Source organism: Geodermatophilus obscurus (assembly GCF_900115395.1).
Taxonomy (GTDB): Bacteria; Actinomycetota; Actinomycetes; order Mycobacteriales; family Geodermatophilaceae; genus Geodermatophilus; species Geodermatophilus obscurus_B.
Map to the genome: position 1 here is coordinate 329,548 of NZ_FOWE01000007.1, position 24,944 is coordinate 354,491.

Genomic DNA, 24,944 nt, shown 5'->3' on the forward strand with positions numbered 1-24,944 from the left:
CTCGGGGTCGCTGAGATGAGCGAGCATGCCGAGGCTTCGGCGGGGCTCGTGCCGTCGTCGAGCATACCGCCGGCCCGGCGGGCGGGTCAGGACTCGCAGCCCACGCCGTCGCCGTCGCCGTCGAGGTCGGGGTTCCACCCGGGGTCGGCCTCGCGGAGCGGGGTGGCGTCGTCGGCGCGGGCCGCCGCGCAGTCGGGATAGGGCCCGGTGACCTCGGCGGGCGGGGTCTCCTGGGCCGGCAGCGGCACGCTGCCCGGCAGCGGCTCGTCCGGGCAGCCGCGCAGGACGCCGGCGACGGCGTCGCGCTCGGCGGCGGTCATCCACAGCCCGTACTCGACCTTGACCGCGACCTGGCGGGCCACGTACGCGCAGCGGTAGGAGCGCTGCGGCGGCAGCCAGGTGGCGGCGTCGGAGTCGCCCTTGGCCTGGTTCAGCGGGCCGTCGACGGCGAGCAGGTTGAGCGGGTCGTTGGCGAACTCGACGCGGCGGGCGTCGTCCCACCGCTGGGCGCCCTTCTGCCAGGCGTCGGACAGGGCGACGACGTGGTCGATCTGCACCGCCTCGCTGGTCCCCTCGCCGCGGCGGAACGCGATGGTGGCGCCGGAGTAGGGGTCGGCCAGGGTGCCGGAGACGACGATGCACCCGCGGGTGCCCGGCTCGAACACCTCACCGGTGAGGTCGCGGGCGAGGACGTCGTTGCGGGTGTCGCAGCCGTTGCGGTCGGTGTCGACCCAGCCGGAGCCGAACTCGTCCCGGTCGTAGCCGGTGCGGGGCGCCCGGCCGCGGACGTCGACGGCGTCGAGGGCCTCGAGCGCGCTCCCGGCGGGCGTCGGCGGGGCCTCGTCGGTGAGGACCTGGCAGCCGGACGCGAGGACGCCGGCGACGGCGGCCGCCAGCACCGGCAGCGCTCTGCGACGGGTCCGGGAGGGCACGGCCGACGCTACGTCCGCCGTGCGGGCGGGCCGGGTCGCGACACGCGGCGGGAGGACCCGGCCCGGCCGGCGCGGGTCCGTCGGCGCTCGTCCGCCGGCGCGGGTCCGTTCAGCGCAGGTTGGTGGTGGCGCGGTAGAGCACGGCCGGGCCGCGGGCGGTGACGGGGGCGGCGGCCGGGACGAAGGCCGACTGGCCGCGCTCGAGCACGATCTCGCCGTCGGTCCCGGCGAGGACCGCGCGACCCTCGGTGCACAGCAGCACCTGCGGGCCGCGGGTGGTCAGCGGGCCGGTCTGCTCGTCGAGCTGGGCGCGGGTGAGGTCGAAGTCCTCGACCGGCACCGGGTAGCGCAGCCCGCCGGGACCCAGGACCGGATGGAGGACCGGGATCTTGCCGTCGGAGAAGTCGAGGACCTCGATAAGCGCGGCGAGGTCGACGTGCTTGCTGGTCAGGCCGCCGCGCAGCACGTTGTCGGAGCTGGCCATCACCTCGACGCCGGCGCCGGAGAGGTAGGCGTGCAGGTTCCCGGCGGGCAGGAAGACCGCCTCACCGGGGGCGAGCTTGAGGTGGTTGCACATCAGTGAGATCACCACGCCGGGATCGCCCGGGTAGGTCTCGGCGAGCGTGGCGGCCCAGCGGTAGGTGTTGATGAACTCCGGGTCGTGCGCGGCGACGAACTCGGCGGCCCGGTGCGCGACCACCTCGACCAGGTGCGTGCGGCGCTTGCCCGACAGCCCCAGCAGCTGCGGGATCGCCGCCTGCAGGCCGCCACGGGCCAGCGCGGCGATCGTCGGCTTGAGCTCGGGGAGCTGCAGCTTGGCCAGGCAGTGCAGCGACTCCTCCACGGGCCGGAAGCCGCAGAGCGCCTCGAAGGTGGTCAGCGCCAGCATGAGCTCGGGCTTGTGCCAGGGGTCCTTGAAGGTCCGCGTCGGGTCGTTCCGCGGGATCTCGGCGGCCTCCTCGGCGGCGAAGCCGGCCTGCGCCTGCTCCATCGTCGGGTGCGCCTGCAGCGACAGCGGGGTGTCGGCGGCGAGCACCTTGAGCAGGAACGGCAGCCGGGGCCCGAACCGCTCGACGACGGAGGGACCCAGCAGCAGCTCGGGGTCGGCGGTGATCGCCGCGTCGAGCCGGCGGCCGTCGGCGAGCACGCTCGGCTGGTCCGGGTGGGCGCCCATCCACAGCTCGGCGTGCGGGCGGTCGGACGGCGTCGGCTCCCCGAGCAGCTCGGGGATGACGGTCCGGGAGCCCCAGGGGTAGTGCCGCACCGCGTTGGTCATCTGCCACATCGCCCAGGAGGCTACCGGCGGGACGGCCCCGTACCCGCCGGGCCGTCGCTCCTCCGGGGGAGGCCGCCGGCGGGTGCGGGCGGCGCGGTCAGTGCGAGGTGGTGCCGGTGGCGGCGGTGTCCTTGCGCCGGTGCAGCGTGAGGCTCAGGACGAGGACGACCAGCGCGCCGACGACGAGGCCGACCAGTGCGCTGGCGACGGTGTTGACCAGCCAGCCCACGACCCCGCCGAGCGCGCCGGTGGCGTCGTGCGCCAGCTCCTCCAGGTGGTGCACGAAGCCGTAGACCGCGTGCAGCCCGAGCTCGTCGCTGCCGATCAGCAGGATGTGGCCACCCACCCACAGCATCGCGGCGGTCCCGATCACCGTCAGGGCGCTGAGCAGCTTCGGCATGCCCTTGACCAGGCCGCGGCCGAACGCGGCGACGCCCTTCTTGCCGGTCTGGGACAGGCGCAGCCCGGCGTCGTCCATCTTCACGATCAGCCCGACGACGCCGTACACCAGGACGGTGATGGCCACGGCGACGACCGCGAGGATGATCGCCCGGGACCAGAACCCCTCGCTGGCCACCTCGTTGAGCGAGATGACCATGATCTCGGCCGACAGGATGAAGTCGGTGCGCACGGCCCCCGACACGATCGTCTTCTCGTCCGGCATCGCCTGCTCGGGCGAGGCGTGGTCGTCGTGGCCGCCCCGCAGCCGGTGCCAGATCTTCTCGGCGCCCTCGTAGCAGAGGTAGGCACCACCGACCATGAGGATCGGGGTGAGCGCCCAGGGCAGGAACTGGCTGAGCAGCAGGATCGCCGGGAGGATGATCAGCAGCTTGTTGCGCAGCGACCCCATCGCGATCTTGCGGATGATCGGGATCTCGCGGTCGGCGCTCAGGCCACGCACGTACTGCGGCGTGACGGCGGTGTCGTCGACGACGACGCCAGCGGCCTTCACCCCGGCCCGCCCCGCGGCCGCGCCGACGTCGTCGATCGAGGCGGCGGCGGCGCGCGCCAGCAGCGCCACGTCGTCGAACAGGGCCACGAGTCCACCGGCCACGGGAGGTCCTTCCAGTCGGTCAGCAGTCGTTGCGCTCGTCCGGTTCCGGCCGTGCGTCCCGTGCCCAGTACCCGGCGTCGGCGGGTCGGAACGCGCTCGTCCGCGGGGTGTCCTCCTCCGGCGGCCGGGTCAGCGGCGCAACGCCCGCTCCTGGTCGAGGGCCAGCGCCAGGTAGACGGCGCTGAAGTCGGCGACCGCCAGCTGCCGCGCGAGGCGGGGCAGCCGGCCGTGCCGCTCGGGGTCGCCGTGCTCCGCCAGGCCGCTGACGGGCACGTTCGAGGACGCCGCGGTGCGCAGGACCTCGTCCAGCGCCTCCCGGGCCGACCGCGGTTCCCGCTCCCCCGCGCCGTCGTGGTGGGCGGCGTCGGTGTCGCGGACGGTGAGCAGCCGCAGCCGGCGGCCGACGTCCTCGGAACGGTCGCGGAAGAAGTCGTCGGGGTCGCCGGCGGCCAGCGGGCCGCCGAGGACCGCGCAGGCGGCCACCCGCTGGTCGGGCAGGCGGAACCGGCTGGTGGGCAGCCCCGCGAGGGTGGCGAGCTGGTCGGCGAAGCGGTCGGCGACGGTCTCGGCGAGCGGCCCCTCGGCGGCGAGCACCGGGAAGGCGTCGAGCAGCTCGAGGGCGAGGGTCTTGGCCGGGTTGACGAAGGACTCCCGGGTCGGCCCGCACTCGACGGCGATCTCGTCGAGGGCGGTGGCGATCTCCTGCGGGTCGGCCACGTCCGGCCGCACCAGCTCGAGCTCGGTGGCCAGCCGCAGCAGCGGCGTCAGCAGCGACCACAGGGTGGTGTGCCGGACGCGCGAGCGCGGCAGCGGGACGTAGGGCATCCGCGCTGTGGAGCAGGCCGCCCGCAGCGGGGCGTCCTCGGCGCCGATGCCGAGCAGCGTCACGCCCCGGCGGGCCGCCTCGTAGGCCGGGGTCACCGCGTAGCGGCCGGAGCCGGTGCGGGTGGCCACGACGGCGATGTCGGTCGGCCCGGTCCACACCGGCAGGTCCGGCCCCGGGACGACGTCGACGGTGACCGGGCTCCCCGGGCCGAGCAGTGCGCGCAGCACCGCGGCGGCGACGGCCCCCTCACGGCGGGCGACGATCACCAGCCCCCGCGGGCGGCCACCGCCGGTGACCCGGTCAAGCCCGGCCTCGTCGAGCAGCCGCGAGGTCTCGCGCACCTGCGCGCCCGCGCCGGCGACGGCGGGCAGCAGGCCGCGGGGGTCGCGGGCGCGCAGCACGTCGAGGTCGTCGAGGACCTCCTCGGCCAGCTCGGGCGAGGTCACGGCGTGGCCGTCCCCGATCCGTCGGGGCGGCGCGCCTCGTCGAGCAGGAGCACCGGGATCCCGTCGCGCACGGGGAACGCGCGGTCGCAGGTCGTGCACAGCAGCTCGCTCGCCGCCTCGTCGACGGTCAGCGGGGTGTGGTGGGTGTCGGGGCAGGCGAGGATCTCCAGCAGGGCCGGGTCCAGGCCCAGCGGACCCTGGGCAGTCGTCACGCGCGCACCATCTCCAGCACTCGGTCCCTCAGCCGTTCCATCCTCGCGCGGTCGGGCGCCTCGACGTTGAGCCGCAGCAGCGGCTCGGTGTTGCTGGCCCGCAGGTTGAACCAGGAGCCGTCGGGGAGGTCGACGGTCAGCCCGTCGAGCTCGTCGACCGTCCCGCCCTCGGCCTCGAAGGCCTCGCGGACGGCGGCGGTGCGCGCGGCGGCGTCGTCGACGGTGGAGTTGACCTCGCCGGAGGCGGCGTAGCGGCTGTACCCGGCGGTGAGCTCCGACAGGGTGCGGCCCTGCTCGCCGAGGGCGGCCAGCACGTGCATCGCGGCGAGCATGCCGGTGTCGGCCCGCCAGAAGTCGCGGAAGTAGTAGTGCGCGGAGTGCTCGCCGCCGAAGACGGCGTCGGTGCGGGCCATCTCGGCCTTGATGAACGAGTGCCCGACGCGGGTGCGCACCGGCTGGCCGCCGTGCTCGCGCACGATCTCCGGCACCGCGCGCGAGGTGATCAGGTTGTGGATGACCGTCGTCCCCCGGCCCTTGGCCAGCTCCCGGACGGCGACCAGCGCGGTGACCGCCGAGGGGCTCACCGGCTCGCCGCGCTCGTCGACGACGAACACCCGGTCGGCGTCGCCGTCGAAGGCCAGGCCGATGTCGGCGCCCTCGCGGCGGACGGCCTCCTGCAGGTCGACGAGGTTGGCCGGGTCGAGGGGGTTGGCCTCGTGGTTGGGGAAGGTGCCGTCGAGCTCGAAGTACAGCGGGACGACGTCGAGCGGGAGCCCGTCGAGGACCACCGGCACGGTGTGCCCGCCCATGCCGTTGCCGGCGTCGACGACGACCCGCAGCCGGCGGATGGCCGAGAGGTCGACCAGGGAGCGCAGGTGGGCGGCGTACTCGGCGAGCAGGTCGCGCTGCGACACCCCGCCGGTGCGCTCCGGCGCCCGCTCGTAGCTGTCGCGTTCGGCCCACTCGCGGATGGTGACCAGCCCGGACTCCTGGCCCACTGGGGCGGCGCCGGCGCGGCAGAGCTTGATCCCGTTGTACTGCGCGGGGTTGTGGCTGGCGGTGAACATCGCGCCGGGCACGTCGAGCGACCCGGCGGCGAAGTACAGCAGGTCGGTGGAGCCGAGACCGGCCTCGACGACGTCGACGCCGCGGGAGAGCACCCCCTCGGCGAAGGCCCGCGACAGCGGCACCGACGAGGGGCGCATGTCGTGCGCGGTGACGACGGCGGTCGCGCCGGTCTCGCCCACCACGAACTCGGCGAAGGCGGCGCCGATGCGCCGCGCCACGTCCTCGTCCCACTGGTCGGGGACCACGCCCCGCACGTCGTAGGCCTTGATGATCGACGACAGATCCGCCACTGCCCACCCTCGCCCGGCCGGTGCCCGGGCGGTCCCCGGTGCCGGTCGACCTTAACGGCGGCAGCGGGACCCGGCCCCCGGTGGCCCCACCGCAGGGGTCCGACCCGGGCCCGCGAGGGCCGTGGGGTCCTCCGGCTAGTCGAGGTCGGGCAGGACCCGCAGGTGGCCGCGCCGGGTGCCGCGGCCGTCGTCGGCCGGGGCGCGCGGGGGCTCGGGGCGGGCGGCCTCGCGGACGGCGTCGGCCAGCGCGAGCAGGTCGTCCCCGGTCGGGCCGGAGTCCTCGAGGTCGATCTCGTGCCGGACGACCTCCCAGCCGCGCGGCACGGTCAGCCGCTCGGCGTGGAACTCGCAGAGGTCGTAGCTGTGCGGTTCCGAGAACGTGGCCAGCGGGCCGACGACGGCGGTCGACTCGGCGTAGACGTAGGTCAGGGTCGCCGCCGCTGGTTGCGCGCAGCCGCTGCGCGAGCAGCGACGGGACTGCCTCACCACCGGTTCCTCACGCGCAGCACAGTAGCCCCGCACACGGGCTCCGGCGAGCAGGCGCACCGGTTCCTCCACCCCTCCTCTCCCATCCAACCCGACGTCCCCGTGCGCCCCGGCACCGGGTCCGCGCAGGCGGGGGCCACGGTGTCCGGCCGAGGTGTCCGCCGGGGCGTCCGGCCGGGCCCGCCGGACACCCGCCGCGCGTGCTGCCCGCGCCCTCCGGCGCGCCGTACGCTCGCCCCGCCATGAGCCGACCCGCCTCCCGCCCCTCCTCGGGCCCCGCCCGCTCCCGTCGCGACCGGCACGGCCGGGGCCTGCGCGGACGCCTGGTGCCGGAGGAGGTGCCCCTGTCGCGCAGCCGCGCGGAGCAGTTCGACGACCTCGTGCTCGACGCGGTCGAGGACATCGAGCGCCGCTGGGAGCGGGAGCTGGCCGGCGTCGAGTTCGCCGTCGAGGACGTCCCCTGGGTCGACCACACCAGCCCCGACGAGGTGGTGCTCGACCCCGACGTGCTCGACGACGCGACGGTGCCGCTGGCCCGCGTGCTGCCCGCCCACCGGGAGGACGGCCGCGAGGTGCCGGCGCGGATCGTCGTCTACCGGCGGCCGCTGGAGATCCGGGCGCACGACCACGACGACCTCGCCGACCTCGTCCGCGACGTCGTCGTCGACCAGGTGGCGGTGCTGCTGGGCCGCGACCCGGAGGAGATCGACCCCACGGGCTAGCGGCGCGGCGCCCGAACACACGTTCGATCAGTGACGGTTCGCGCGGCGTGGGGTCACCTCCCCGGTTCGCGGGCGGACGTGGGCCTCCGGACCGGGCCGTCAGCCGCGGGGCGCGACCGGGCTGCCGAGCTCGTCGGCCATCGCGCGGGCCTCGTCGAGCCGAGCGCGGGCGAAGGCGGCGTCCAGCCCGTCGCCGCGGTCGGCGCGGGTGAGCCGGGCGACCAGCTGCTCCAGCGCGACGGCGTGCCAGAGCAGGCCGACGTCGGGCTCCTCCCAGCCGGCGGTGCGGGAGAGGACCACCTCGCCGACCTGTGCGCGGTCCTGCGGGTCGGGGGTGGTGGCCCAGAGCGTGAGCAGGTCGCGGTGCCGGGGCGCGGCACGCACCCCGGACCACTCCAGGACGACCAGCCGGTCCTCGCCGCCGGGCGCGTCGTCGTCGACGACGAGGTTGGCGGCGCGGTAGTCGCCGTGACCGACCTCCGACAGCGGCAGCTGCGCCGCGGCGGCGCGGACGGCCCGCAGCTCACCGAGCCGCAGCCCGCCGCGCAGCAGCCGGCCGGTCTCGCCGACCGTGGCCCGCACCCGGCGGACGGCGGGGCCGGCCGGCGGCGACCAGGGCTGCCCGGGCGGCACCGGCAGCGGTGCGATGCGGACCGCCGTCTCGACCGCCGCCGCCGTCCAGCGCGCCCCACCGGAGGGCCCCGGGTGGACGCGGCGCGACAGCAGCCACCGGCCGTCGTCGGCCGCCGCGAGCACCTCGGGGACGCCGACCTGCCGCTCCTCGGCCCAGCGCCGGCCGCGCAGCTCGGCCCGCAGCCGCCGCCGCCCGCTCTCGGTGACGGCGAGGTCGACCACCCGGTCGGCCAGCACGCCCTGCACGACCCCGAGCCGGGCGCTCAGGTCGGTCACCCCCAGGACGGGCGCGGTGACGCCGAGCTCGGTGAGCAGCGCGGTCACGCGGTCGCGGAGTCCGGACGAGGTCGTCTCGCTGCCTGCCACCCGGGGATCGTGACAGGACGCGCCACCCGCCGCACGCAGGTGGCCGCCCCGGTGCCCTGCGATGCTCTGGGGGATGGACTCCCCCGCGCCGGCCGCCGCCTGGGTGGTGCTCGCCGGAGCGCTGCTGGCGCTGGTCGCGGTGGGCGTGGCGCTGGCCCGCACGTGGCCGGGGCGCACCGGCGTCGCGCCCGAGGCCCCTCCCCCTGCCGCCGCGCCCCCGGTCGCCGGACCCGTGGCCCCCGCCGTCCGGCGCTGGGCGCAGGACGACCTCCCGGCGTTCCTCGAGGCGCCGCCGGGCACCCCGCGGCCGCCCGCTCCCGAGCGGGCGGAGCCCCCGGTCGCCGGTGGGGACCCGGATGACGGCCGCGCCGGGCACACGGTCGCCGCGCTCGCCGCGGCGGCCCTGGCGCTCGTCGCCGCCCTGGCCGTCCTCGCCCTGCTGCCCGGCCACGCCGAGACACCCACCGCGGCTCCTCCCCCGGCCGTCTCGACGGCCGCGCCGTCGACCACCCCGCCGGCGCCGAGGCCCCGCCCGCCCGACCTGCCGCCGGTCCCGGCCGACCCGCTGCCGGGCGAGCACGGCGCCGGGCTGCTGGCGGCCCGGTCGGTCCCCCTCGGCGACGACGGCGCGAGCGCCCGGCTCACCCTCGGCGGGCTGGTGCTCGAGCGGCGCGCGGTCGGCGTGACCGTCGCCTACCCGGCGGTGAGCGTCACGGTCGGCGAGGGCGGAGCGGCGCTGGCGCACGTGCGGCTGCCGGCCTGGAACTGCCTGGGCACCACCGCGCCCGAGGACCCCGTCGCGGCCGGTTGCCGGCCCGCCGGCACCGAGTACGCCGACCTGCCCACCCCGGCGCTGACGGTCACCCGCGACGGCGACGCGCTGCGGCTGGCCGGCCGGTTCCCCACCTACACCCGCCCCACGGGCACACCGCCGGCCTACACCGGGCGCGTGTACGACCTCAGCGTCGTCGCGGCCCCCGCCGGGCGGCTGCGCGACGGCGAGGCGCCCGCCGACGGGACGATGTTCCTCGGCACCGAGCGCGCGGCCGCCGTCGACGACCCGGTGCTCAACCGGATCCGCGTCGCGGGCTGACCGGCAGCAGCGCGGCCGCCCCGTCGAGCACCGCGCGCGCCACCCGCCCGCGGCCGCCCACCGAGACGCCGACGAGCGGGGCCCCGGGCTCCTCGCGCAGGCCGTCCCCCCACCCGTGCCAGGGCGACCGGTCCTCCCCGTCGACGAGCGTGAGCAGGCCCGCCCGCTCCCGCCCGCCGGCGGTCAGCACCGCCACCTCGACCCGGCCGGCCGCGGCGTGCAGCCGGGCCGCGGCGCGTACCAGGTCGCGGGCCCGGGCGTCGCGCACCCCGGCCAGCAGCGCCGGGAGCGCCGCGTCGACGGCCCCGGGGTCGCGGCTGCGGACGACCCGGCCGGGCCGGGTGCCGAGGTCGTCGACCAGGCGGTGGCTACGGCGGGAGGCCACCACCGCGTCGGGGCGCAGCCGGGCCAGCGCGCGAACCGTCGGGTCGCCCAGCGGCAGCCCCGCGAGCCGCAGCCGCCAGGGCCGGCGGCAGGAGGTCAGCAGGCCGAGCACGCCGGCGGCCAGGCGCGCGGCGGCGTCGTCGTCCCGGGCGGGCAGCCGGGCCGCGGGCCGGCCGCCGGGGACGGGCAGCCCGTCGCCGAGGAGGGTGGCGGTGACCACCGGGCCGGCGGTGGCCAGGGCGAGGAGGGCGATCGCGTCGGGCCGTCCCGGGCGGGCCTCGACCACGACCGCGGCGGGCAGCAGGCGCGGCCGGCGGTGGGCCGCCTGCACCGACAGCACGGCGGTCAGCCACGGCGCCGACGCGGTCAGCGGCGCCCGGACGTCACGGGCCAGACCTGCGGCCGCCCGGATCTCGCGCGCCACCGCGGCCCGGCCGCCGGCGACCCGGGTGTCCCGTCGCGGTCCGGTCATCCGGTCATCGGACCACACGGCCCCGGGGACGCCGCAGCCCCCGACGGCGGTGCCGTCGGGGGCTGCGGTGGTGGACGGGGGGTGTCGCACGGCGGTGTGTCGGACGGTCCCGCTCGGCCCCCGGCAGGGGGCTCTGCGCGGCTAGATGGCGCGGCGGCGCAGGCGGCGGCGCTCCCGCTCCGAGAGCCCGCCCCAGATGCCGAACCGCTCGTCGTTGGCGAGCGCGTACTCCAGGCACTCGGCCTTGACCTCGCAGCCGGTGCAGATCTTCTTCGCCTCGCGGGTCGAGCCGCCCTTCTCGGGGAAGAACGCCTCCGGGTCGGTCTCCGCGCACAGGGCGCGCTCCTGCCAGGACGCGACGTCGTCGGTCAGGCCCACGCCGAGCATCCCCATCAGCCCCTGGTCGGCCGGCCCGGCATCCCGGCCGGACCGCTCCGCTCCGCTGACGTAGTCGCTCAGCCACGAGACCTCTGCCATGACGATGCGTCCCCTCTCGCTGTCGTCCGGACGCGGGGCACCGGGTCTTCTCCCGGCGCTCACCCGCGCCTCACACCGCCGGAATTACACGCGTGTCGTTGCCCGAGCGTCAACTGCGCCCGGTGTAAGCGCTTGACCACAGGAGCCACACCCGTCACGCGGCGTTCGTCACATCTCGTGCACCCACCCGACACGCCCGTCGAACAGTGGACAAGTGCCCATGGGGCACGATGACTTTCGTGGAGATCGTCGTGCTCGCCGGGGGCGTCGGGGGCGCCCGGTTCCTCACCGGCCTGCGGGCCGTCACGCCGCCGTCGTCGGTCACGGCCGTGGTGAACACCGGCGACGACGTGACCCTGCACGGGCTGCGGATCTGCCCCGACCTCGACACCGTCGTCTACACCCTGAGCGGCGCCATCGACCCCGAGCGCGGCTGGGGCCGGGCCGGCGAGACCTGGACGGTCAAGGAGGAGCTGGCCGCCTACGGCGCCGAGCCCACCTGGTTCGGCCTGGGCGACCGCGACCTCGCCACCCACCTGGTCCGCACGCGGATGCTCGACGCCGGCTACCCGCTCTCCGACGTCACCGCCGCACTCGCCGACCGCTGGCAACCCGGTGTGACGGTGCTGCCGATGAGCGACCAGCGGGTGGAGACCCACGTCGTCGTCGACGACCCCGACGACGGCCGCCGCACCGCGATCCACTTCCAGGAGTGGTGGGTGCGCCACCGGGCCGCGCCCGAGCCGCACGCCTTCGTGCAGGTCGGCGCCGAGCAGGCCCGCCCGGCGCCCGGGGTGGCCGAGGCGCTGGCCCGCGCCGACGCCGTCGTCCTGGCGCCGTCGAACCCCGTCGTGTCGATCGGCACGATCCTCGGCGTGCCCGGGCTGCGCGACGCGCTGCGCGCCACGCCGGGCCGCGTCGTCGGTGTCTCCCCGGTCGTCGGCGGCGGCGTGGTCCGCGGCATGGCCGACCGCTGCCTGCCGGTGCTCGGGGTCGAGGTCAGCGCGGAGGGCGTCGGCCGGCACTACGGCGCGCGCTCCGACGGCGGCCTGCTCGACGCCTGGCTCGTGCACACCGGCGACCCCGCACAGGTGCCCGGCGTCGACGTGCGGGCGGTGCCGTTGCTGATGAGCTCGCCCGAGGCGACCGCCGCGATGGCCCGCGCCGCACTCGACGCCGCGGGTGTCGGCCTCGATGACTGAGCCGGCCGGCATCGGGATCCTCCCCGTCCGCGGGTTGCCGGAGTTCACCGCCGGCGACGACCTCGCGGGAGCGGTGGCCGCCGCCGCGCCCTGGCTGGCCGACGGCGACGTCGTCGTCGTCACCTCCAAGGTCGTGTCGAAGGTCGAGGGCCGGGTGGTCCCCGTGCCGCCGGGCGCCGACCGCGAGGCCGTCCGGCAGCGGGCCGTCGACGACGAGACGGTGCGGGTGGTCGCCCGCCGCGGACCGCTCAAGATCGTCGAGACGCGGCACGGGTGGGTGGTCGCCGCGGCCGGCATCGACGCCTCCAACGTCCCCGGCGACACGCTGGTGCTGCTGCCCGAGGACGCCGACGCCTCCGCCCGTGCCCTGCGCGGCCGGCTGCGGGAGCTGCTCGGCGTCGACGTGGCGGTGGTCGTCAGCGACACCTTCGGCCGGACCTGGCGCGAGGGGCTCACCGACGTCGCGGTGGGGGCCGCGGGCATCCCCGCGCTCGTCGACCACCGCGGCGCGGTCGACGTGCACGGCAACCGGCTGGAGACCACCCAGGTCGCCGTCGTCGACGAGCTCGCCGCGGCCGCCGACCTGGTCAAGGGCAAGCTCGACGGCGTGCCGGTCGCCGTCGTCCGGGGGCTGTCGTACCCGGCCGTCGCCGACGACGCCGGCACCCGGCCCCTCGTGCGGCTGGGCCCCGGCGACCTGTTCCCCTACGGCAGCCGCGACCTGGTGCCCAGCCGGCGGCCGGCCGCGGACCTCGTGCCCCGCGACGGCGACCGCGAGGCGGTGGCCGACGCGTTCCGGGTGGCCAGCGCCGCGCTGCCGGAGTTCCCGGTGGTGCTGCGGCACGGCGGAGGGGGCGACGGCGTCGTCGACGTGCACCTGGTCGAGCGGGCCACCACCACCGCGGCGCTCAACCTGGGGGCGCTGCTCGGCGCGGTCGTGGTGCAGCTGCACGCCGAGGGCTGGGCGACCCGCTGGGAACCGGTGGGCACGCCGGGCGGCTCCTCACTCGTCGGGAGGTTGTGGCTCGGCTCCCCCCGGGCCTGACCGCGTCCGCCTCGGTAGCGTCCGCCGGCATGCGGGGGATCATCCTGGCCGGGGGCACCGGCAGCCGCCTCTTCCCGATCACGCAGGCGGTCAGCAAGCAGCTCATGCCGGTCTACGACAAGCCGATGGTCTACTACCCGCTCTCCACGCTGATGATGGCCGGCGTCCGCGAGGTGCTGGTGATCACCACCCCCGGCGACCAGGCCGCGTTCCGGGCCCTGCTCGGCGACGGCGCCCGTCTGGGCATGCGGATCGAGTACGCCGTGCAGGAGCGCCCGGAGGGGCTGGCGCAGGCCTTCCTCATCGGCGCGGACTTCGTCGGCGACCAGCCGGTGGCCCTGGTGCTGGGCGACAACATCTTCTACGGCGCCGGCCTCGGCACGGCGCTGGGCCGGCTGCCCGAGCCGGACGGCGGGCACGTCTTCGCCTACCACGTGGCCAACCCGGCCGACTACGGCGTCGTGGAGTTCGACCGCGAGGGCCGGGTGCTGTCCATCGAGGAGAAGCCGGCCCGGCCGAAGAGCTCCTACGCCGTCCCCGGCCTGTACTTCTACGAGTCGTCGGTGGTCGACGTCGCGCGCTCCATCCGGCCCAGCGCGCGCGGCGAGCTGGAGATCACCGCCGTGAACGAGCACTACCTGCGCGAGGACCGGCTGACGGTCACCGTCCTCGACCGCGGCACCGCCTGGCTGGACACCGGGACGTTCACCTCGTTGCGTCAGGCGACGGAGTTCGTCTCGGTGGTCGAGGAGCGGCAGGGCCTCAAGGTCGGCTGCATCGAGGAGGTCGCCTGGCGGCAGGGCTGGCTCGACGACGACGGCCTGCGCCGCGCCGCCGAGCCGCTGGCCAAGAGCGGCTACGGCGACTACCTGCTCGGCCTGCTCGACGAGCGCTGAGGGCGCCCGGGCCACGATCAGGTGACCTGATCGTCGGGCGTCCTCCCTCACGTCCTGCGGTGCAGGAGGACGCCCGGCGGTGCGGGAGGACGCCCGGCGGTGCGAGAGGACGTCCGGCGGTGCGGGAGGACCGCCCCGCGCTCAGATCCGGCGGTGGTTCGTCGGCGCCGTCCGGGGCCCGCGCCGGGGCGGCATGCTCCCGCCGAGGTGCAGCAGCCGCACCACCCGCTGCCGGTGCCCGCGCCAGGGCTCGAGCAGCACCATCATCCCGTCGTCGTCGGTCTTGCGGCCGGCCAGCGACCAGCCCACCAGGTTCTTGAGGTGGTAGTCGCCGTAGCTGACGGTGTCCGGGCAGCCGAGGGTGCGCTGGACGACCTCGGCCGCCGTCCACACCCCGATGCCCGGGACGGTGCGCAGACGGCGCTGCAGGGTCGGTGAGTCGCAGTCGCCGTCGGGTTCGAGCGCGTGGGCGACCGAGGCGACGTGCCGCAGCGCCCGGCGCCGGGCGCCGTCGAGGCCGCAGCGGTGCCACTCCCAGTCGGGGACGTCGAGCATGCGGCGCGGGCTGAACAGCACCCGCATGCCCACCGGCGCCGGGCCAGGGGCGGGCTCGCCGGCCAGCCGCAGCAGCGCCCGCCAGACGCGGTGCGCCTCGATCACGGTGACCTTCTGCTCGAGCACCGCCGGCACGAGCGCGTCCCAGGTGCGGCCGGTGCGGCTCAGCGGCAGGTCGGGCGTGCGCCGGGCGATCTCGCGGAGCAGCGGGTGGCACCCGGGGTCGAAACCCTCGGGCTCGTCGTGCGCACCGAGCCAGCCGGGCACCGCCGTCCCCGCCCACTCCGCGCCCGGGCCCCACGCCAGCACCTGCACCTCACCGCCGCGGCAGGTGATCCGCACGGTGGCCGGGCCGCACGGCGTGGTCGTCGTCCGCCACACGGCGTCGCCGTCCCACTGCATCGTCGGGTCACCGGCGCTGCGCTGGTGCGGGCGGAGCACGGCCCGCAGGTCGAACCGCCAGTCCGGCCGCCAGCGGTCGGCGAAGTCGGCGTCGGCACCGGTGCCGGGAGGGCCGCTCCCGGGACGGGGTGCGGGGACCGGCGGGGTCGCGGCCGGCAGTGCTGTGGTCACGCGGATCTCCGGGGAAGAGGGAGACGGGTCGTGCGGATCAGCGCGGGGCCATGCGCAGGGCCCCGTCCATGCGGATCGTCTCGCCGTTGAGGTAGCCGTGCTCGATGATGCCGAGCGCCAGGCGGGCGAAGTCGTCGGGGCGGCCCAGCCGCTTCGGGAACGGGATGCCGTTGGCCAGCGCGGTGCGCGCCTCCTCGGGCAGGCTGCCGAGCAGCGGGGTGTCGACCAGGCCCGGGGCGATCGTGCACACGCGCACGCCCACGCTGGACAGGTCGCGCGCCGCCGGCAGCGTCATGCCGACGATCCCGCCCTTGGAGGCGGCGTAGGCGATCTGCCCGATCTGCCCGTCGAACGCCGCGATCGAGGCGGTGTTGACGACGACGCCGCGCTCGCCGTCCTCCTCCGGCTCGGTGGCCGCCATCGCCGCCGCGGCCAGGCGCAGCACGTTGAAGGTGCCGACGAGGTTGACCTGGACGGTGCGGAGGAACGGGTCGAGGTCGTGGGCGACGTTGCCCCTGCCCACGGTGCGCTGCGCCCAGCCGATGCCGGCGCAGTTGACGGCGACCCGCAGCGGCCGGTCCTTGCCGGTGGCGTCCTCGATCGCCGCGGCGACCTGCGCCTCGTCGGTGACGTCGGTGCGGACGAACGTCGTGTGCCCGCCGAGCTCGGCGGCCAGCGCGTTCCCGCGCTCCTCGTTGAGGTCGACGACGGTCACCGCGGCACCGCGCGCGACCAGCGCACGGGTGGTGGCCTCACCGAGGCCGGAGGCCCCTCCGGACACGACAGCTGCGACGTCGAAGCTCTGCATGCCGGGCATCACACCACGGGCCGCGACTCCCCTGGCACCGGGTGCCCACGGCCCCGCGACCTCGACGGTGGGCGCACACGCGTGCGCGCCCCGTTCAGCTGAAGCGGGAGCCGAACCGCTCCTCGACGGCGGCCAGCAGCTGCTTGACCCGCTCGGCGTCGGAGACCGGGCACACCATGGTGACGTCGGCGGTGGCGACGACGACGCTGTCGCGGACCCCGACGAGCGCCACCAGGTGGTCCGGGTCGTCGCTGAAGACGATGTTGCCCGCGCTGTCGAGGGTCACCGCGAGCCCGCCCACGGCGTTGCCGTCGTGCGACGCGAGGGTCTGCGCGAGCGCCGGCCAGGAGCCGACGTCGAGCCACTCGACGTCGAGGTCGGCCACCAGCACGCGGCCGGGCTCGGTGGCCGCGGGCTCCAGCACGGCGTAGTCGACGCTGGTCTTGGGCAGCGCGGGGAAGACCTCGGCGAGCACCGCGTCGCGCTCCGGTCCGGCCGGCGCCGCCACGACCCGCCCCAGCCCCTCCGCCGTCGCCGGCAGGTGGTCGGCCAGCGCGTCGAGCACCGTGCGCGCCCGCCACACGAACATGCCCGAGTTCCACAGGTACTCGCCGGAGGCGAGGTAGGACTCGGCGGTGGCGCGGTCGGGCTTCTCCTTGAACGCCGCCGCCTCGGCCACCCCGGCCACCTCGGTGGGCGCGCCGCGGCGCACGTAACCGAAGCCGGTGGCCGGGGCCGTGGGGCGGATGCCGAGTGTGACCAGGGCCTGCGGGCGGGCGGCGAGGGCGTCGAACGCGGTGCCCAGCGTCGCGGCGAACCGCTCGACCGGCCGGATGACGTGGTCGGCGCTGACCACGGCGAGCTCGGCGTCCGTGTCGGCCTCGGCGACCAGCGCGGCGGCCAGGCCCACCGCGTTCGCGGTGTCGCGGGCGACCGGCTCGAGCACCAGCCGGTCCGGCCGCAGCCGCGGCAGCGCCGCCTGTACCTGCGCGCCGTAGCGGGCGGCGGTGCACACCCAGATCCGCTCGGCGGGCAGCACCGCCTCCAGCCGGGTGAACGCCTCGGCGAGCAGGCTGTGCGCGCCGCCGTCCGCGCCGTCCGCGGGGTCGTCCTGGATGACGTCGAGCAGCTGCTTGGGGCGGGCGGCCCGCGACAGCGGCCACAGCCGCGTGCCCGACCCCCCGGCCATGACGACCGCGTGCCTCATGCCCCCGCCTCCCGGCCGCCGGAGCCGACGTCGTCGGCGCGGCGCTGGAAGCGGGCCCCAGCGGCGACCCGCCCGCTGACGTAGGAGACCAGCATCCGGCCGCCCAGCCCCGCCCGCAGCGCGAGCCGCAGCGGCGCGTGCCGCGGCCCGGGGTACTGCCGGGACAGGTAGCGCAGCGCGCTCGTGTGGTGCACCCGCTGCATGCGGTGCGGGTCGCGGCGGGTGGCGTGCCCGCCCTCGTGCACGACGACGGCGCTGGGCGCGTACACGTGCAGGTACCCCGCCCGGCTCAGCCGCTCGGCGAGGTCGACGTCCTCGAAGTACATGAAGTAGCCGGGGTCGAAGCCACCCACCGCCCGGAACGCCACCAGGTCGACCAGGAAGCACGAGCCCGACAGCCACCCGGCGGCGCGCTCGCGGGGCGCCTCCCGCTCCCGGCGGTAGCGCGCCGTCCACGGGTTGCCCGGCCAGGCCCAGCCCAGCAGCGCGTGGCCGGCGCCGGTCGACAGCCGCGGCAGGTCGCGCGCCGAGGGGTAGAGCTCGCCCTGCGGGGTGCGGATCGCCGGGCCGACGGTGGCCGCGCGCGGCCACCGGGCGGCCACGGCCAGCAGCTCGTCCACGGCGCCGGGCTCGAAGTGGACGTCGGGGTTGGCCACCAGCGCGTACCGGCCCGGGGCGCCCGACAGGCCGGCGTTGACCGCCGCGCCGTAGCCGACGTTGCCCCCCGTGGGCAGCAGCCGCACGTGCGGGTGGCGCGCGGCGACCTGCTCCGGGACGCCGTCGGTGGAGCCGTTGTCGGCCAGCACGACCTCGACCGGCCGCGTCGTCGCCTCCGCCAGCGAGGTGACGAACCCCTCGAGCGCCTCGCCCGGGGAGTAGGTGACCGCGACCACGCGCAGCGTCAGGTCAGCAGGGGGGCCAGGCACGGGGCGACTCTAGAAGGACCCCCCGTCCACCACCCCTCGCAGGACGGGACGGGCCCGGGACGCGGGTCCTCCGGGACGCGTGGGACGTGGGGGACGGGCCCGTCACACCGGCTCCGTCGGACCGCCCGCTCGGGAGGGACACCACAGGCCCCGCCGGTACAGTCGCCAGGCGTGACCACAGCGAGTCCTGACCTCGTCGTCGTCGGCTCCGGCTTCTTCGGGCTGACCGTCGCCGAACGGGTGGCGAGTCAGCTGGACAAGCGCGTGCTCGTCCTCGACCGACGTGACCACATCGGCGGCAACGCCTACTCCGAGCCCGAGCCCGAGACCGGCATCGAGGTCCACCGGTACGGCGCCCACCTCTTCCACACGTCGAACGAGCGGGTCTGGCAGTACGTCAACCGGTTCACCGAGTTCACCGGCTACCAGCACAAGGTCTACTCGATCTACCAGGGCCAGACCTACTCGCTGCCGATGAACCTGGCCACCATCTGCCAGTACTTCGGCAAGAGCTTCTCCCCCTCCGAGGCCCGCGCCCTCGTGGCCGAGCAGGCCGGCGAGATCGACACCGCCGAGGCGAGGAACCTGGAGGAGAAGGCGATCTCGCTGATCGGCCGCCCCCTCTACGAGGCGTTCATCCGCGGGTACACGAAGAAGCAGTGGCAGACCGACCCGACCGAGCTGCCCGCCGCGGTCATCGCCCGGCTGCCGGTGCGCTACACGTTCGACAACCGGTACTTCAACGACACCTACGAGGGTCTGCCGAAGGACGGCTACACCGCGTGGCTGACGAAGATGGCCGACCACCCGAACATCGAGGTGCGGCTGTCCACCGACTGGTTCGACGTCCGCGACGAGCTGCCCGCCGACGTCCCGACGGTCTTCACCGGCCCGATCGACAGGTACTTCGACTACCAGGCCGGGGAGCTCGGCTGGCGCACGCTGGACTTCGAGACCGAGGTCCTGCCGACGGGTGACTTCCAGGGCACCTCGGTGATGAACTACGCCGACGAGGACGTGCCCTTCACGCGCATCCACGAGTTCCGGCACTTCCACCCCGAGCGGTCCTACCCGGCCGACAAGACGGTCGTCGTCCGCGAGTACTCCCGCTTCGCCCAGACCGGCGACGAGCCGTACTACCCGATCAACACTCCCGAGGACCGCGCGAAGCTCGAGCGCTACCGCGAGCTGGCCAAGGTGGAGGCCGCCGAGAAGCGCATCCTCTTCGGCGGCCGGCTGGGCACCTACAAGTACCTCGACATGCACATGGCGATCGGGTCGGCGCTGAGCATGTTCGACAACCGCATCCGGCCCTTCTTCGACGAGGGCGGCGCGCTCGACGGCCGTCTGGAGGACTGACCCCATGACGACGCACTCCCCGGTGGCCCCGGAGCGGGTCAGCGAGCTCCCGGCCGAGGAACTCGCCCCTGGCAAGGGGGTCAGCCTGCTGCAGCGGGTGATCCTCCCCCGCCCCGGCGACCCGCTGAAGGTCCGGTCCCTCTACGTCGACGAGGACCGCACCCGGCGGGTCCGGTCGGGGTCGCGCGCCGACGCCACCGTGGCCGCCGGTCACGAGGTCTCCTTCGCCACCTACTTCAACGCCTTCCCCGCCAGCTACTGGCGGCGGTGGACGGTGCTGCGCCAGGTCGTCCTCGGCATGACCGTCTCCGGACCCGGCCGCGTCGACGTCTACCGGTCCAAGGCCGACGGCAGCGTCATCCACGTCACCGGGACGCCCACGAGGGGCGAGGACCGCCGGATGGAGTTCGAGCTGGACCTGACCCCGTTCGAGGACGGCGGCTGGTACTGGTTCGACGTCACCGCCGACGACGCCCCGGTGACCGTCCGGGACGTCGCCTGGTGGTCGACGCAGGCACCGGAGCGCGAGGCGCGGCTGTCGATCGGCATCTGCACGTTCAACCGGCCCGACGACTGCGTGGCCGCGATGCAGGCCCTCGCCGGCGACGACGTCGTCCGCGAGCTGATCTCCACGGTCATCGTCGCCGACCAGGGCAGCAAGAAGGTCCGCGACGCGGCCGGGTTCGCCGCCGCCGAGGCCGGTCTGGGCGGCCGGCTGCGGCTGGTCGAGCAGGGCAACCTCGGGGGCAGCGGCGGCTTCTCGCGGACGATGTACGAGAGCCTCACCCACACCGACGCCACCCACCACCTGCTGCTCGACGACGACGTCGAGCTCGAGCCCGACAGCGTCGCGCGCGTGTTCGCCTTCGCCCGCTTCAGCAAGACCCCGATGGTCGTCGGCGGCCAGATGCTGGCGCTGCAGGACCGCTCGGTGCTGCACACCATGGGCGAGGTCGTGGAGCCGGACAACTTCTTCTGGCGGGCCGCGCCCAACACCGAGTACGCGCACGACTTCGCCGAGAGGAGCCTGCGCAAGACCCAGTCGCTGCACCGCCGGGTCGACGTCGACTACACCGGCTGGTGGATGTGCCTGATCCCTCGCGAGGCGCTGGAGCGGCTGGGCTTCGCGCTGCCCGTCTTCATCAAGTGGGACGACGCCGAGTACGGCATCCGCGCCCGGGAGAACGGCTTCCCCGTGGCCACCCTGCCCGGCGTGGCCGTGTGGCACCTGTCGTGGAGCGACAAGGACGACACCGCGGGCTGGCAGGCCTACTTCCACACCCGCAACCGCCTCGTCGCCGCCGCGCTGCACACTTCGCACAAGCGGGGCGGGACGCTGCTGCGCGACACCTTCAAGTTCGACCTGAAGTTCCTGATCATGCTGCAGTACGCCACGGCGGCCCTGCACCACCGCGCCTACGACGACTTCCTCGCCGGCCCCGACGGGCTGTTCCCGCTGCTGCCCACCGCGCTGCCGACGGCCCTGGAGCACCAGGGCGACTACCCCGACGGGCGCGTCCTCCCGTCGTCGTCGGACCTGCCGCTCCCCTCCATGGGCGCGGTGGAGGCCGAGCGGTTCCTGAAGCCGCCGACGACGCCGCTGTCCATCGGCCGCACGCTGCTCGCCGCGCTGCTGCACAACGTGCGCCCGCCCAAGCCCGAGGCCCAGGAGCGACCCGAGCTCAACATCAGTGCCCAGGACGCCCGCTGGTTCCTGCTGTCCCGGCTCGACAGCGCCACGGTCGGCACCGCCGACGGCCGCGGGGTGACCTTCCGGCGCCGCGAGCAGCAGACGTTCTGGCGGATGCTGCGGCACTCGCTCCGGGTGCACGCCCGGCTCTACCGCGAGTTCCCGGCCCTGGCCGAGCAGTACCGCGCCCATCTCGGCGACCTGACCTCCCCGGAGAGCTGGAGCAGGGCGTTCGGCGAGGGCACGCCCGTCCGCTGACGACCCGCGTCACGACGAGGGCCCCGCACCGGTCAGTGCGGGGCCCTCGTCGTCCGGGCGGGACCGGACCTCAGGGCCGGGTGAAGCGCTCCCGGCGACCGGCGCGGGTGAGCCGCAGCCACTCCCGCCAGCCGGCGCGGTCGCGGCGGGAGACCAGGAAGAACCAGCCGAAGCGCACCGTCTCCAGCGGCCGCAGCCAGCGCATGCCCGGCTGCCCCATCAGGTACCCGCGGTTGCGGTAGGTGAAGTAGCGCTTGACCTCGTCGGCGGGGTACTGCGCCGACAGCCGCCCGCCCAGGATCGGCGCGAACTCCGTCGTCCCCTCCGGGTGCAGGTAGGCGGCCTGCGGGCAGGTTCCGAAGGGCAGGCCGGCCCGCAGCAGCCGGCGGTGGATCTCGGTCTCGTCGCCGCGGAAGAACAGCCGGTAGTCCGGGACGCCGACGACGTCGAGCGTCTCGGCGCGGAACAGCGCCCCGTTGAACAGCGACGCGTAGTGCGGCAGCAGGTCCAGGCCCTCGAAGTCGCTGCGCCGGCGTCGCCACCGCAGCCCGCGGCGCAGCGGGAAGGCCAGCCGCTCGGGGTCGGCCATGTCGGTGACCAGCGGGCTGACCTCCGCCAGGCCGTGCCGCCGGGCGGCGTCGAGGAGGGTGGCGAGCACCGTGGCGTCAGCGGGCCGGCCGTCGTCGTCGGCGCACCAGACCCAGTCCGCACCGAGCGCCAGCGCGTGCAGCATCCCGTAGGCGAAGCCGCCGGCGCCGCCGAGGTTGCGCGCGCTGGGCAGGTGGGTGGCCGGCAGCCCGCTGGCGGCCACGACGTCGGCGGCCGACCGGTCCGGGCCGTTGTCGACGACGACGACGTGGTCGACCGGCCGGGTCTGGCCGGCGAGCGCGGCGAGGCTCAGCGCGAGCAGCTCCCGGCGGTGCCGGGTGACGACGACCGCGACGATCCGCTCCCCCGCCGCGTCCGGCCCGCCGGCGGGCCCGGTGGCCGACTCGGTGGCGGGCCCGGCAGCGGTCACGCCGGGAGGCCCTTGTAGGCCCGCAGGACGTCCTCGAGGTCGCCCTGCTGGCGGATCCGGCCGTGCTCCATCCAGATGCCGGTGTCGCACAGCTCGCGCAGGAACTCGTCGGAGTGCGAGGCGAAGACCAGCAGGCCCGAGCGCTCGACCAGCGACACCAGCCGCTGCTTGGACTTCTCGAGGAAGGCGGCGTCGACGGCGCCGATGCCCTCGTCGAGCAGCAGGATCTCCGGGTCGATGCTGGTGACCACGCCGAGGGCGAGGCGGACCCGCATGCCGGTGGAGTAGGTGCGCAGCGGCATGTGCAGGAAGTCGCCGAGCTCGGTGAAGTCGGCGATGTCGTCGACGCGTTCCTGCATCTGCTTGCGGGTCATCCCGAGGAACAGGCCGCGGATCATGATGTTCTCGAGGCCGGAGATCTCCGGGTCCATGCCGACGCCGAGGTCGAACACCGGCGCCACGCGGCCGCGGACCTCCGCGAAGCCGCGGGTGGGCTCGTAGATGCCCGACAGCAGGCGCAGCAGGGTGGACTTGCCGGCGCCGTTGTGGCCGACCAGCCCGACCCGGGCGCCGTGCTCGAGGGTGACGGTGATGTCCCGCAGCGCCTCGATGACCGGCACCTTGCGGCTGCTGTCGACGTTGCCGCCCACCAGGCCGACGACGGTCTTCTTCAGCGACCGGCTCTTGGCGTCGAAGATCGGGAAGTCGACGCAGGCGTCCTTGGTGACGATGCCGATCGGGTCGGTGGGGACCACCGTGTCGTCGCTGCTCACACTCACACCCAGTAGGAGACGCGGGAGCGGTAGCGGCGCAGGACGAGCATCGTCAGCGCCCAGCCGACCACCGTGATGACGAGGACGACCACCCAGTGTCGCCACACCTGGTCCTGGCCCAGGAGCGGGCGGCGGATGATCTCCACGTAGTGCAGGAACGGGTTGAACTCGGCCAGTCGCGCCCGCTCGGCGATCTCGGGGTTGGGGCTGTTGACCAGCTCGTCGTAGACCCAGACGATCGGCGTCAGGAAGAACATCAGCTGCACGACGCTCTGCGTGATCGGCAGGATGTCGCGGAAGCGGGTGGTGACGATGCCGACCGTGAGCGCGACCCACACCCCGTTGACCGCCAGGACGGCGAACGCGGCGATGGCGTACACCGCCGTCCACTTCAGCGGCTGCGGGTAGACCAGCAGCATGACCAGGTAGACGAGCATGTTGTGGGCGAAGAAGAGCGACTGGCGCCACACCAGCCGGTAGACGTGCACCGACAGCGGTGAGGGCAGGTGCTTGATCAGCCCCTCGTTGGCGATGAACACTTCCGACCCCTCGGCGATGCACCCGCTGATGAAGGCCCAGACGATGAAGCCGACGAGGACGTGCGGCAGGAACCGCGACAGCTCGATGTCGAACAACCCCGAGTAGAGGATCCCCAGCGCCACGGCGGTGACCGCCATGCTGATCGTGATCCACACCGGCCCGAGGACGGAGCGCCGGTAGCGCTGGCGGATGTCCTGCCAGCCGAGGTGACCCCACAGCTGGCGCTGGCGCCACCCGTCGCCGAGGTCGTCGACGGCCCTGCGCCAGCTGCGCACGCCGGGAGCCGTTGAGGTCACGACTCCACGCTACCTATCCGGCGTGTGTCAGCTGTCAGCGTGTGGTGACGGTGAGGGCTCCGGTCCGGGAGTTGAAGGTGATGGACCCGTGCTGGAAGTCACTGCGCCGCCCGTCGCGCACGCCGTACTCGTTGCTGGTCGGCAGCCCCAGCGCCGAGGTCGGCCCACCCTCCTGCAGGTAACGGCCCAGGATCAGCCCGTGCACCTCCCGCGCCCCGGTCCGCGGCGAGGAGTAGATCCGCCCACCCTGGAAGGTGGCGACCACCGCCGGAGTGCCGGCCACCGGCGTCTCGTCCGAGGTCGGGTACCCCAGGAAGGACTGCTCGGCGTTCAGCGAGGAGTACAGGTCCCGGATCCAGCCGTGCACCTCGAAGGCCCCGGTGCCCGGCGACCAGTAGATCGCCGCACCGCTGGCGAACACGCTCGCCCGCCCCCGCCCGTCGGGCATCGTCAGCTGGTTGGTCACCGGCGGCCCGATCCAGGACGACAACCCACCCAGCCGGGTCCACTTGTCCTCGATCGGCCCCTGCACCGCCCGCGCACCACCGCGCGGAGAGGAGTAGACGACCCCACCGGTGAAGGTCTGGAACACCCCCACCCCGTCCGGGGCACGCTGCTCCCCCGACGTCGGATAACCCAGCGCACTGCGCTCATAGCCCATCGACTGCCACAGCGCACCGATCCACCCGTGCACCGGATGGGCACCCGTGCCCGGCGAGGCGTAGACCCACCCGTGCTGGAACCGCGACACGGTGCCCTTGCCCGTCAACGCCTTCGGCGCGGCCACCGGATACCCCAGGAACGAGCCCGGCCCGCCCAGCGCCAGCCACTTCTGGGCCACCGCACCCACCACCTCGTGCGCCCCCGTGGCGGCCGAGGAGTAGACCACCCCGTTGGAGAAGGTGTTGAACGCCCCCCGCCCGTCAGGAGCACGCCGCTCATCAGAGGTCGGGAACCCCACCGCCGCACTCCCGGCACCGGCAGCCACCCACCGGTCCCAGATCCACCCGTGCATCTCGAAGGCACCCGCCGACGACGCGAACACCCCACCCCGCTGGAAG

At 75.2% G+C, this 24,944-nt stretch carries 24 protein-coding genes and 1 pseudogene; 7 read left to right on the top strand and 18 right to left on the bottom strand.

All coding sequences use genetic code 11. The features are described 5' to 3' along the window. Nucleotides 1–86: 86 nt before the first annotated feature. From BM165_RS15985 to BM165_RS16015, 7 genes are all read right to left on the bottom strand, one after another. On the bottom strand, nucleotides 87–932 hold the full coding sequence (locus BM165_RS15985) for an HNH endonuclease family protein (RefSeq protein ID WP_075014517.1): 846 nt from the start codon (nucleotides 930–932) through the stop codon (nucleotides 87–89). A 109-nt stretch (nucleotides 933–1,041) separates the two neighbouring features. Further along, nucleotides 1,042–2,217, bottom strand: a complete 1,176-nt coding sequence (manA, locus tag BM165_RS15990; RefSeq protein WP_075014518.1) for a mannose-6-phosphate isomerase, class I — start codon at nucleotides 2,215–2,217, stop codon at nucleotides 1,042–1,044. 88 nt (nucleotides 2,218–2,305) lie between these two features. Then, nucleotides 2,306–3,262 (bottom strand): DUF808 domain-containing protein, encoded by a 957-nt coding sequence (locus BM165_RS15995; protein ID WP_075014519.1) that lies wholly within the window; start codon nucleotides 3,260–3,262, stop codon nucleotides 2,306–2,308. A 129-nt stretch (nucleotides 3,263–3,391) separates the two neighbouring features. Beyond that, on the bottom strand, nucleotides 3,392–4,534 hold the full coding sequence (locus tag BM165_RS16000) for an SIS domain-containing protein (protein WP_075014520.1): 1,143 nt from the start codon (nucleotides 4,532–4,534) through the stop codon (nucleotides 3,392–3,394). Further along, entirely contained in the window at nucleotides 4,531–4,746 is a 216-nt protein-coding gene (locus tag BM165_RS16005; RefSeq protein WP_075014521.1) for a Trm112 family protein, read from the bottom strand. The genes BM165_RS16000 and BM165_RS16005 overlap by 4 nt, the downstream gene beginning before the upstream one ends. After that, complete coding sequence (locus tag BM165_RS16010) at nucleotides 4,743–6,104, bottom strand: phosphomannomutase/phosphoglucomutase (RefSeq protein ID WP_075014522.1); 1,362 nt, start codon at nucleotides 6,102–6,104, stop codon at nucleotides 4,743–4,745. The genes BM165_RS16005 and BM165_RS16010 overlap by 4 nt, the downstream gene beginning before the upstream one ends. 135 nt (nucleotides 6,105–6,239) lie before the next feature. Further along, nucleotides 6,240–6,590, bottom strand: coding sequence for a DUF3499 domain-containing protein (locus BM165_RS16015; protein WP_075014523.1), 351 nt, complete (start codon nucleotides 6,588–6,590; stop codon nucleotides 6,240–6,242). Between the two features lie 242 nt (nucleotides 6,591–6,832). Between BM165_RS16015 and BM165_RS16020 the strand changes: the two genes are divergently transcribed. Further along, nucleotides 6,833–7,312: a metallopeptidase family protein gene (locus tag BM165_RS16020; RefSeq protein ID WP_075014581.1), complete on the top strand. Its 480-nt coding sequence runs from the start codon at nucleotides 6,833–6,835 to the stop codon at nucleotides 7,310–7,312. A 99-nt stretch (nucleotides 7,313–7,411) separates the two neighbouring features. On the opposite strand, the gene BM165_RS16025 is transcribed toward BM165_RS16020, so the two are convergent. Then, a complete protein-coding gene (locus BM165_RS16025; protein ID WP_143108186.1) occupies nucleotides 7,412–8,311 on the bottom strand; it encodes a hypothetical protein in 900 nt (299 codons plus the stop codon). A 73-nt stretch (nucleotides 8,312–8,384) separates the two neighbouring features. Between BM165_RS16025 and BM165_RS16030 the strand changes: the two genes are divergently transcribed. Next, on the top strand, nucleotides 8,385–9,404 hold the full coding sequence (locus BM165_RS16030) for a hypothetical protein (protein WP_075014525.1): 1,020 nt from the start codon (nucleotides 8,385–8,387) through the stop codon (nucleotides 9,402–9,404). Here the strand turns inward: BM165_RS16030 and BM165_RS16035 are convergent. Beyond that, complete coding sequence (locus tag BM165_RS16035; protein WP_177225213.1) at nucleotides 9,379–10,260, bottom strand: hypothetical protein; 882 nt, start codon at nucleotides 10,258–10,260, stop codon at nucleotides 9,379–9,381. The genes BM165_RS16030 and BM165_RS16035 overlap by 26 nt on opposite strands. A gap of 141 nt (nucleotides 10,261–10,401) precedes the next feature. Further along, nucleotides 10,402–10,653 (bottom strand): WhiB family transcriptional regulator, encoded by a 252-nt coding sequence (locus tag BM165_RS16040; protein WP_177225219.1) that lies wholly within the window; start codon nucleotides 10,651–10,653, stop codon nucleotides 10,402–10,404. Nucleotides 10,654–10,976: 323 nt separating this feature from the next. Here BM165_RS16040 and cofD point away from each other — a divergent pair, with 323 nt between their 5' ends. Genes cofD through rfbA form a run of 3 tightly spaced genes read left to right on the top strand, consistent with a single transcriptional unit; the run spans nucleotide 10,977 to nucleotide 13,880 of the window. Further along, nucleotides 10,977–11,939 (top strand): 2-phospho-L-lactate transferase, encoded by a 963-nt coding sequence (gene cofD / locus BM165_RS16045; protein WP_075014528.1) that lies wholly within the window; start codon nucleotides 10,977–10,979, stop codon nucleotides 11,937–11,939. Then, a complete protein-coding gene (locus BM165_RS16050) occupies nucleotides 11,932–12,984 on the top strand; it encodes a coenzyme F420-0:L-glutamate ligase (protein WP_075014529.1) in 1,053 nt (350 codons plus the stop codon). The genes cofD and BM165_RS16050 overlap by 8 nt, the downstream gene beginning before the upstream one ends. A gap of 29 nt (nucleotides 12,985–13,013) precedes the next feature. Continuing rightward, entirely contained in the window at nucleotides 13,014–13,880 is an 867-nt protein-coding gene (gene rfbA / locus BM165_RS16055; protein ID WP_075014582.1) for a glucose-1-phosphate thymidylyltransferase RfbA, read from the top strand. 141 nt (nucleotides 13,881–14,021) lie between these two features. Here rfbA and BM165_RS16060 read toward each other — a convergent pair whose 3' ends face one another. The 4 genes from BM165_RS16060 to BM165_RS16075 form a co-directional block, all read right to left on the bottom strand. Next, a complete protein-coding gene (locus tag BM165_RS16060; protein WP_244274265.1) occupies nucleotides 14,022–15,008 on the bottom strand; it encodes a DNA-3-methyladenine glycosylase family protein in 987 nt (328 codons plus the stop codon). A 37-nt stretch (nucleotides 15,009–15,045) separates the two neighbouring features. After that, entirely contained in the window at nucleotides 15,046–15,816 is a 771-nt protein-coding gene (locus BM165_RS16065) for an SDR family NAD(P)-dependent oxidoreductase (protein WP_075014584.1), read from the bottom strand. A 94-nt stretch (nucleotides 15,817–15,910) separates the two neighbouring features. Next, nucleotides 15,911–17,023, bottom strand: coding sequence for a mannose-1-phosphate guanylyltransferase (locus BM165_RS16070; RefSeq protein ID WP_075014530.1), 1,113 nt, complete (start codon nucleotides 17,021–17,023; stop codon nucleotides 15,911–15,913). Next, nucleotides 17,020–17,949, bottom strand: a complete 930-nt coding sequence (locus BM165_RS16075) for a glycosyltransferase family 2 protein (protein WP_083427404.1) — start codon at nucleotides 17,947–17,949, stop codon at nucleotides 17,020–17,022. The genes BM165_RS16070 and BM165_RS16075 overlap by 4 nt, the downstream gene beginning before the upstream one ends. A 171-nt stretch (nucleotides 17,950–18,120) precedes the next feature. Between BM165_RS16075 and glf the strand changes: the two genes are divergently transcribed. Together glf and BM165_RS16085 are read left to right on the top strand one after the other, a co-directional pair. After that, on the top strand, nucleotides 18,121–19,308 hold the full coding sequence (glf, locus tag BM165_RS16080; protein WP_075014531.1) for a UDP-galactopyranose mutase: 1,188 nt from the start codon (nucleotides 18,121–18,123) through the stop codon (nucleotides 19,306–19,308). Between the two features lie 4 nt (nucleotides 19,309–19,312). Then, nucleotides 19,313–21,256 (top strand): glycosyltransferase, encoded by a 1,944-nt coding sequence (locus BM165_RS16085; RefSeq protein WP_075014532.1) that lies wholly within the window; start codon nucleotides 19,313–19,315, stop codon nucleotides 21,254–21,256. Nucleotides 21,257–21,326: 70 nt separating this feature from the next. Here the strand turns inward: BM165_RS16085 and glfT1 are convergent, their stop codons facing one another. The 4 genes and pseudogenes from glfT1 to BM165_RS16105 form a co-directional block, all read right to left on the bottom strand. Next, on the bottom strand, nucleotides 21,327–22,274 hold the full coding sequence (gene glfT1, locus BM165_RS16090; protein ID WP_083427405.1) for a galactofuranosyltransferase GlfT1: 948 nt from the start codon (nucleotides 22,272–22,274) through the stop codon (nucleotides 21,327–21,329). After that, entirely contained in the window at nucleotides 22,271–23,047 is a 777-nt protein-coding gene (gene wzt, locus BM165_RS16095; RefSeq protein WP_244274266.1) for a galactan export ABC transporter ATP-binding subunit Wzt/RfbE, read from the bottom strand. The genes glfT1 and wzt overlap by 4 nt, the downstream gene beginning before the upstream one ends. Nucleotides 23,048–23,049: 2 nt before the next feature. Further along, entirely contained in the window at nucleotides 23,050–23,883 is an 834-nt protein-coding gene (gene wzm, locus BM165_RS16100) for a galactan export ABC transporter permease subunit Wzm/RfbD (protein WP_075014533.1), read from the bottom strand. Nucleotides 23,884–23,917: 34 nt separating this feature from the next. After that, a pseudogene (locus BM165_RS16105) lies at nucleotides 23,918–24,944 on the bottom strand (N-acetylmuramoyl-L-alanine amidase); the annotation flags it as partial.

What these genes read in the sequence shown, in the direction of transcription:
- manA (WP_075014518.1), bottom strand. Translation starts at nt 2,217, where the DNA reads ATGTGGCAGATGACCAACGCGGTGCGGCACTACCCCTGGGGCTCCCGG.
- BM165_RS16020 (WP_075014581.1), top strand. Translation starts at nt 6,833, where the DNA reads ATGAGCCGACCCGCCTCCCGCCCCTCCTCGGGCCCCGCCCGCTCCCGT.
- BM165_RS16030 (WP_075014525.1), top strand. Translation starts at nt 8,385, where the DNA reads ATGGACTCCCCCGCGCCGGCCGCCGCCTGGGTGGTGCTCGCCGGAGCG.
- BM165_RS16035 (WP_177225213.1), bottom strand. Translation starts at nt 10,260, where the DNA reads ATGACCGGACCGCGACGGGACACCCGGGTCGCCGGCGGCCGGGCCGCG.
- BM165_RS16040 (WP_177225219.1), bottom strand. Translation starts at nt 10,653, where the DNA reads ATGGGGATGCTCGGCGTGGGCCTGACCGACGACGTCGCGTCCTGGCAG.
- BM165_RS16050 (WP_075014529.1), top strand. Translation starts at nt 11,932, where the DNA reads ATGACTGAGCCGGCCGGCATCGGGATCCTCCCCGTCCGCGGGTTGCCG.
- rfbA (WP_075014582.1), top strand. Translation starts at nt 13,014, where the DNA reads ATGCGGGGGATCATCCTGGCCGGGGGCACCGGCAGCCGCCTCTTCCCG.
- BM165_RS16065 (WP_075014584.1), bottom strand. Translation starts at nt 15,816, where the DNA reads ATGCAGAGCTTCGACGTCGCAGCTGTCGTGTCCGGAGGGGCCTCCGGC.
- BM165_RS16070 (WP_075014530.1), bottom strand. Translation starts at nt 17,023, where the DNA reads ATGAGGCACGCGGTCGTCATGGCCGGGGGGTCGGGCACGCGGCTGTGG.
- BM165_RS16085 (WP_075014532.1), top strand. Translation starts at nt 19,313, where the DNA reads ATGACGACGCACTCCCCGGTGGCCCCGGAGCGGGTCAGCGAGCTCCCG.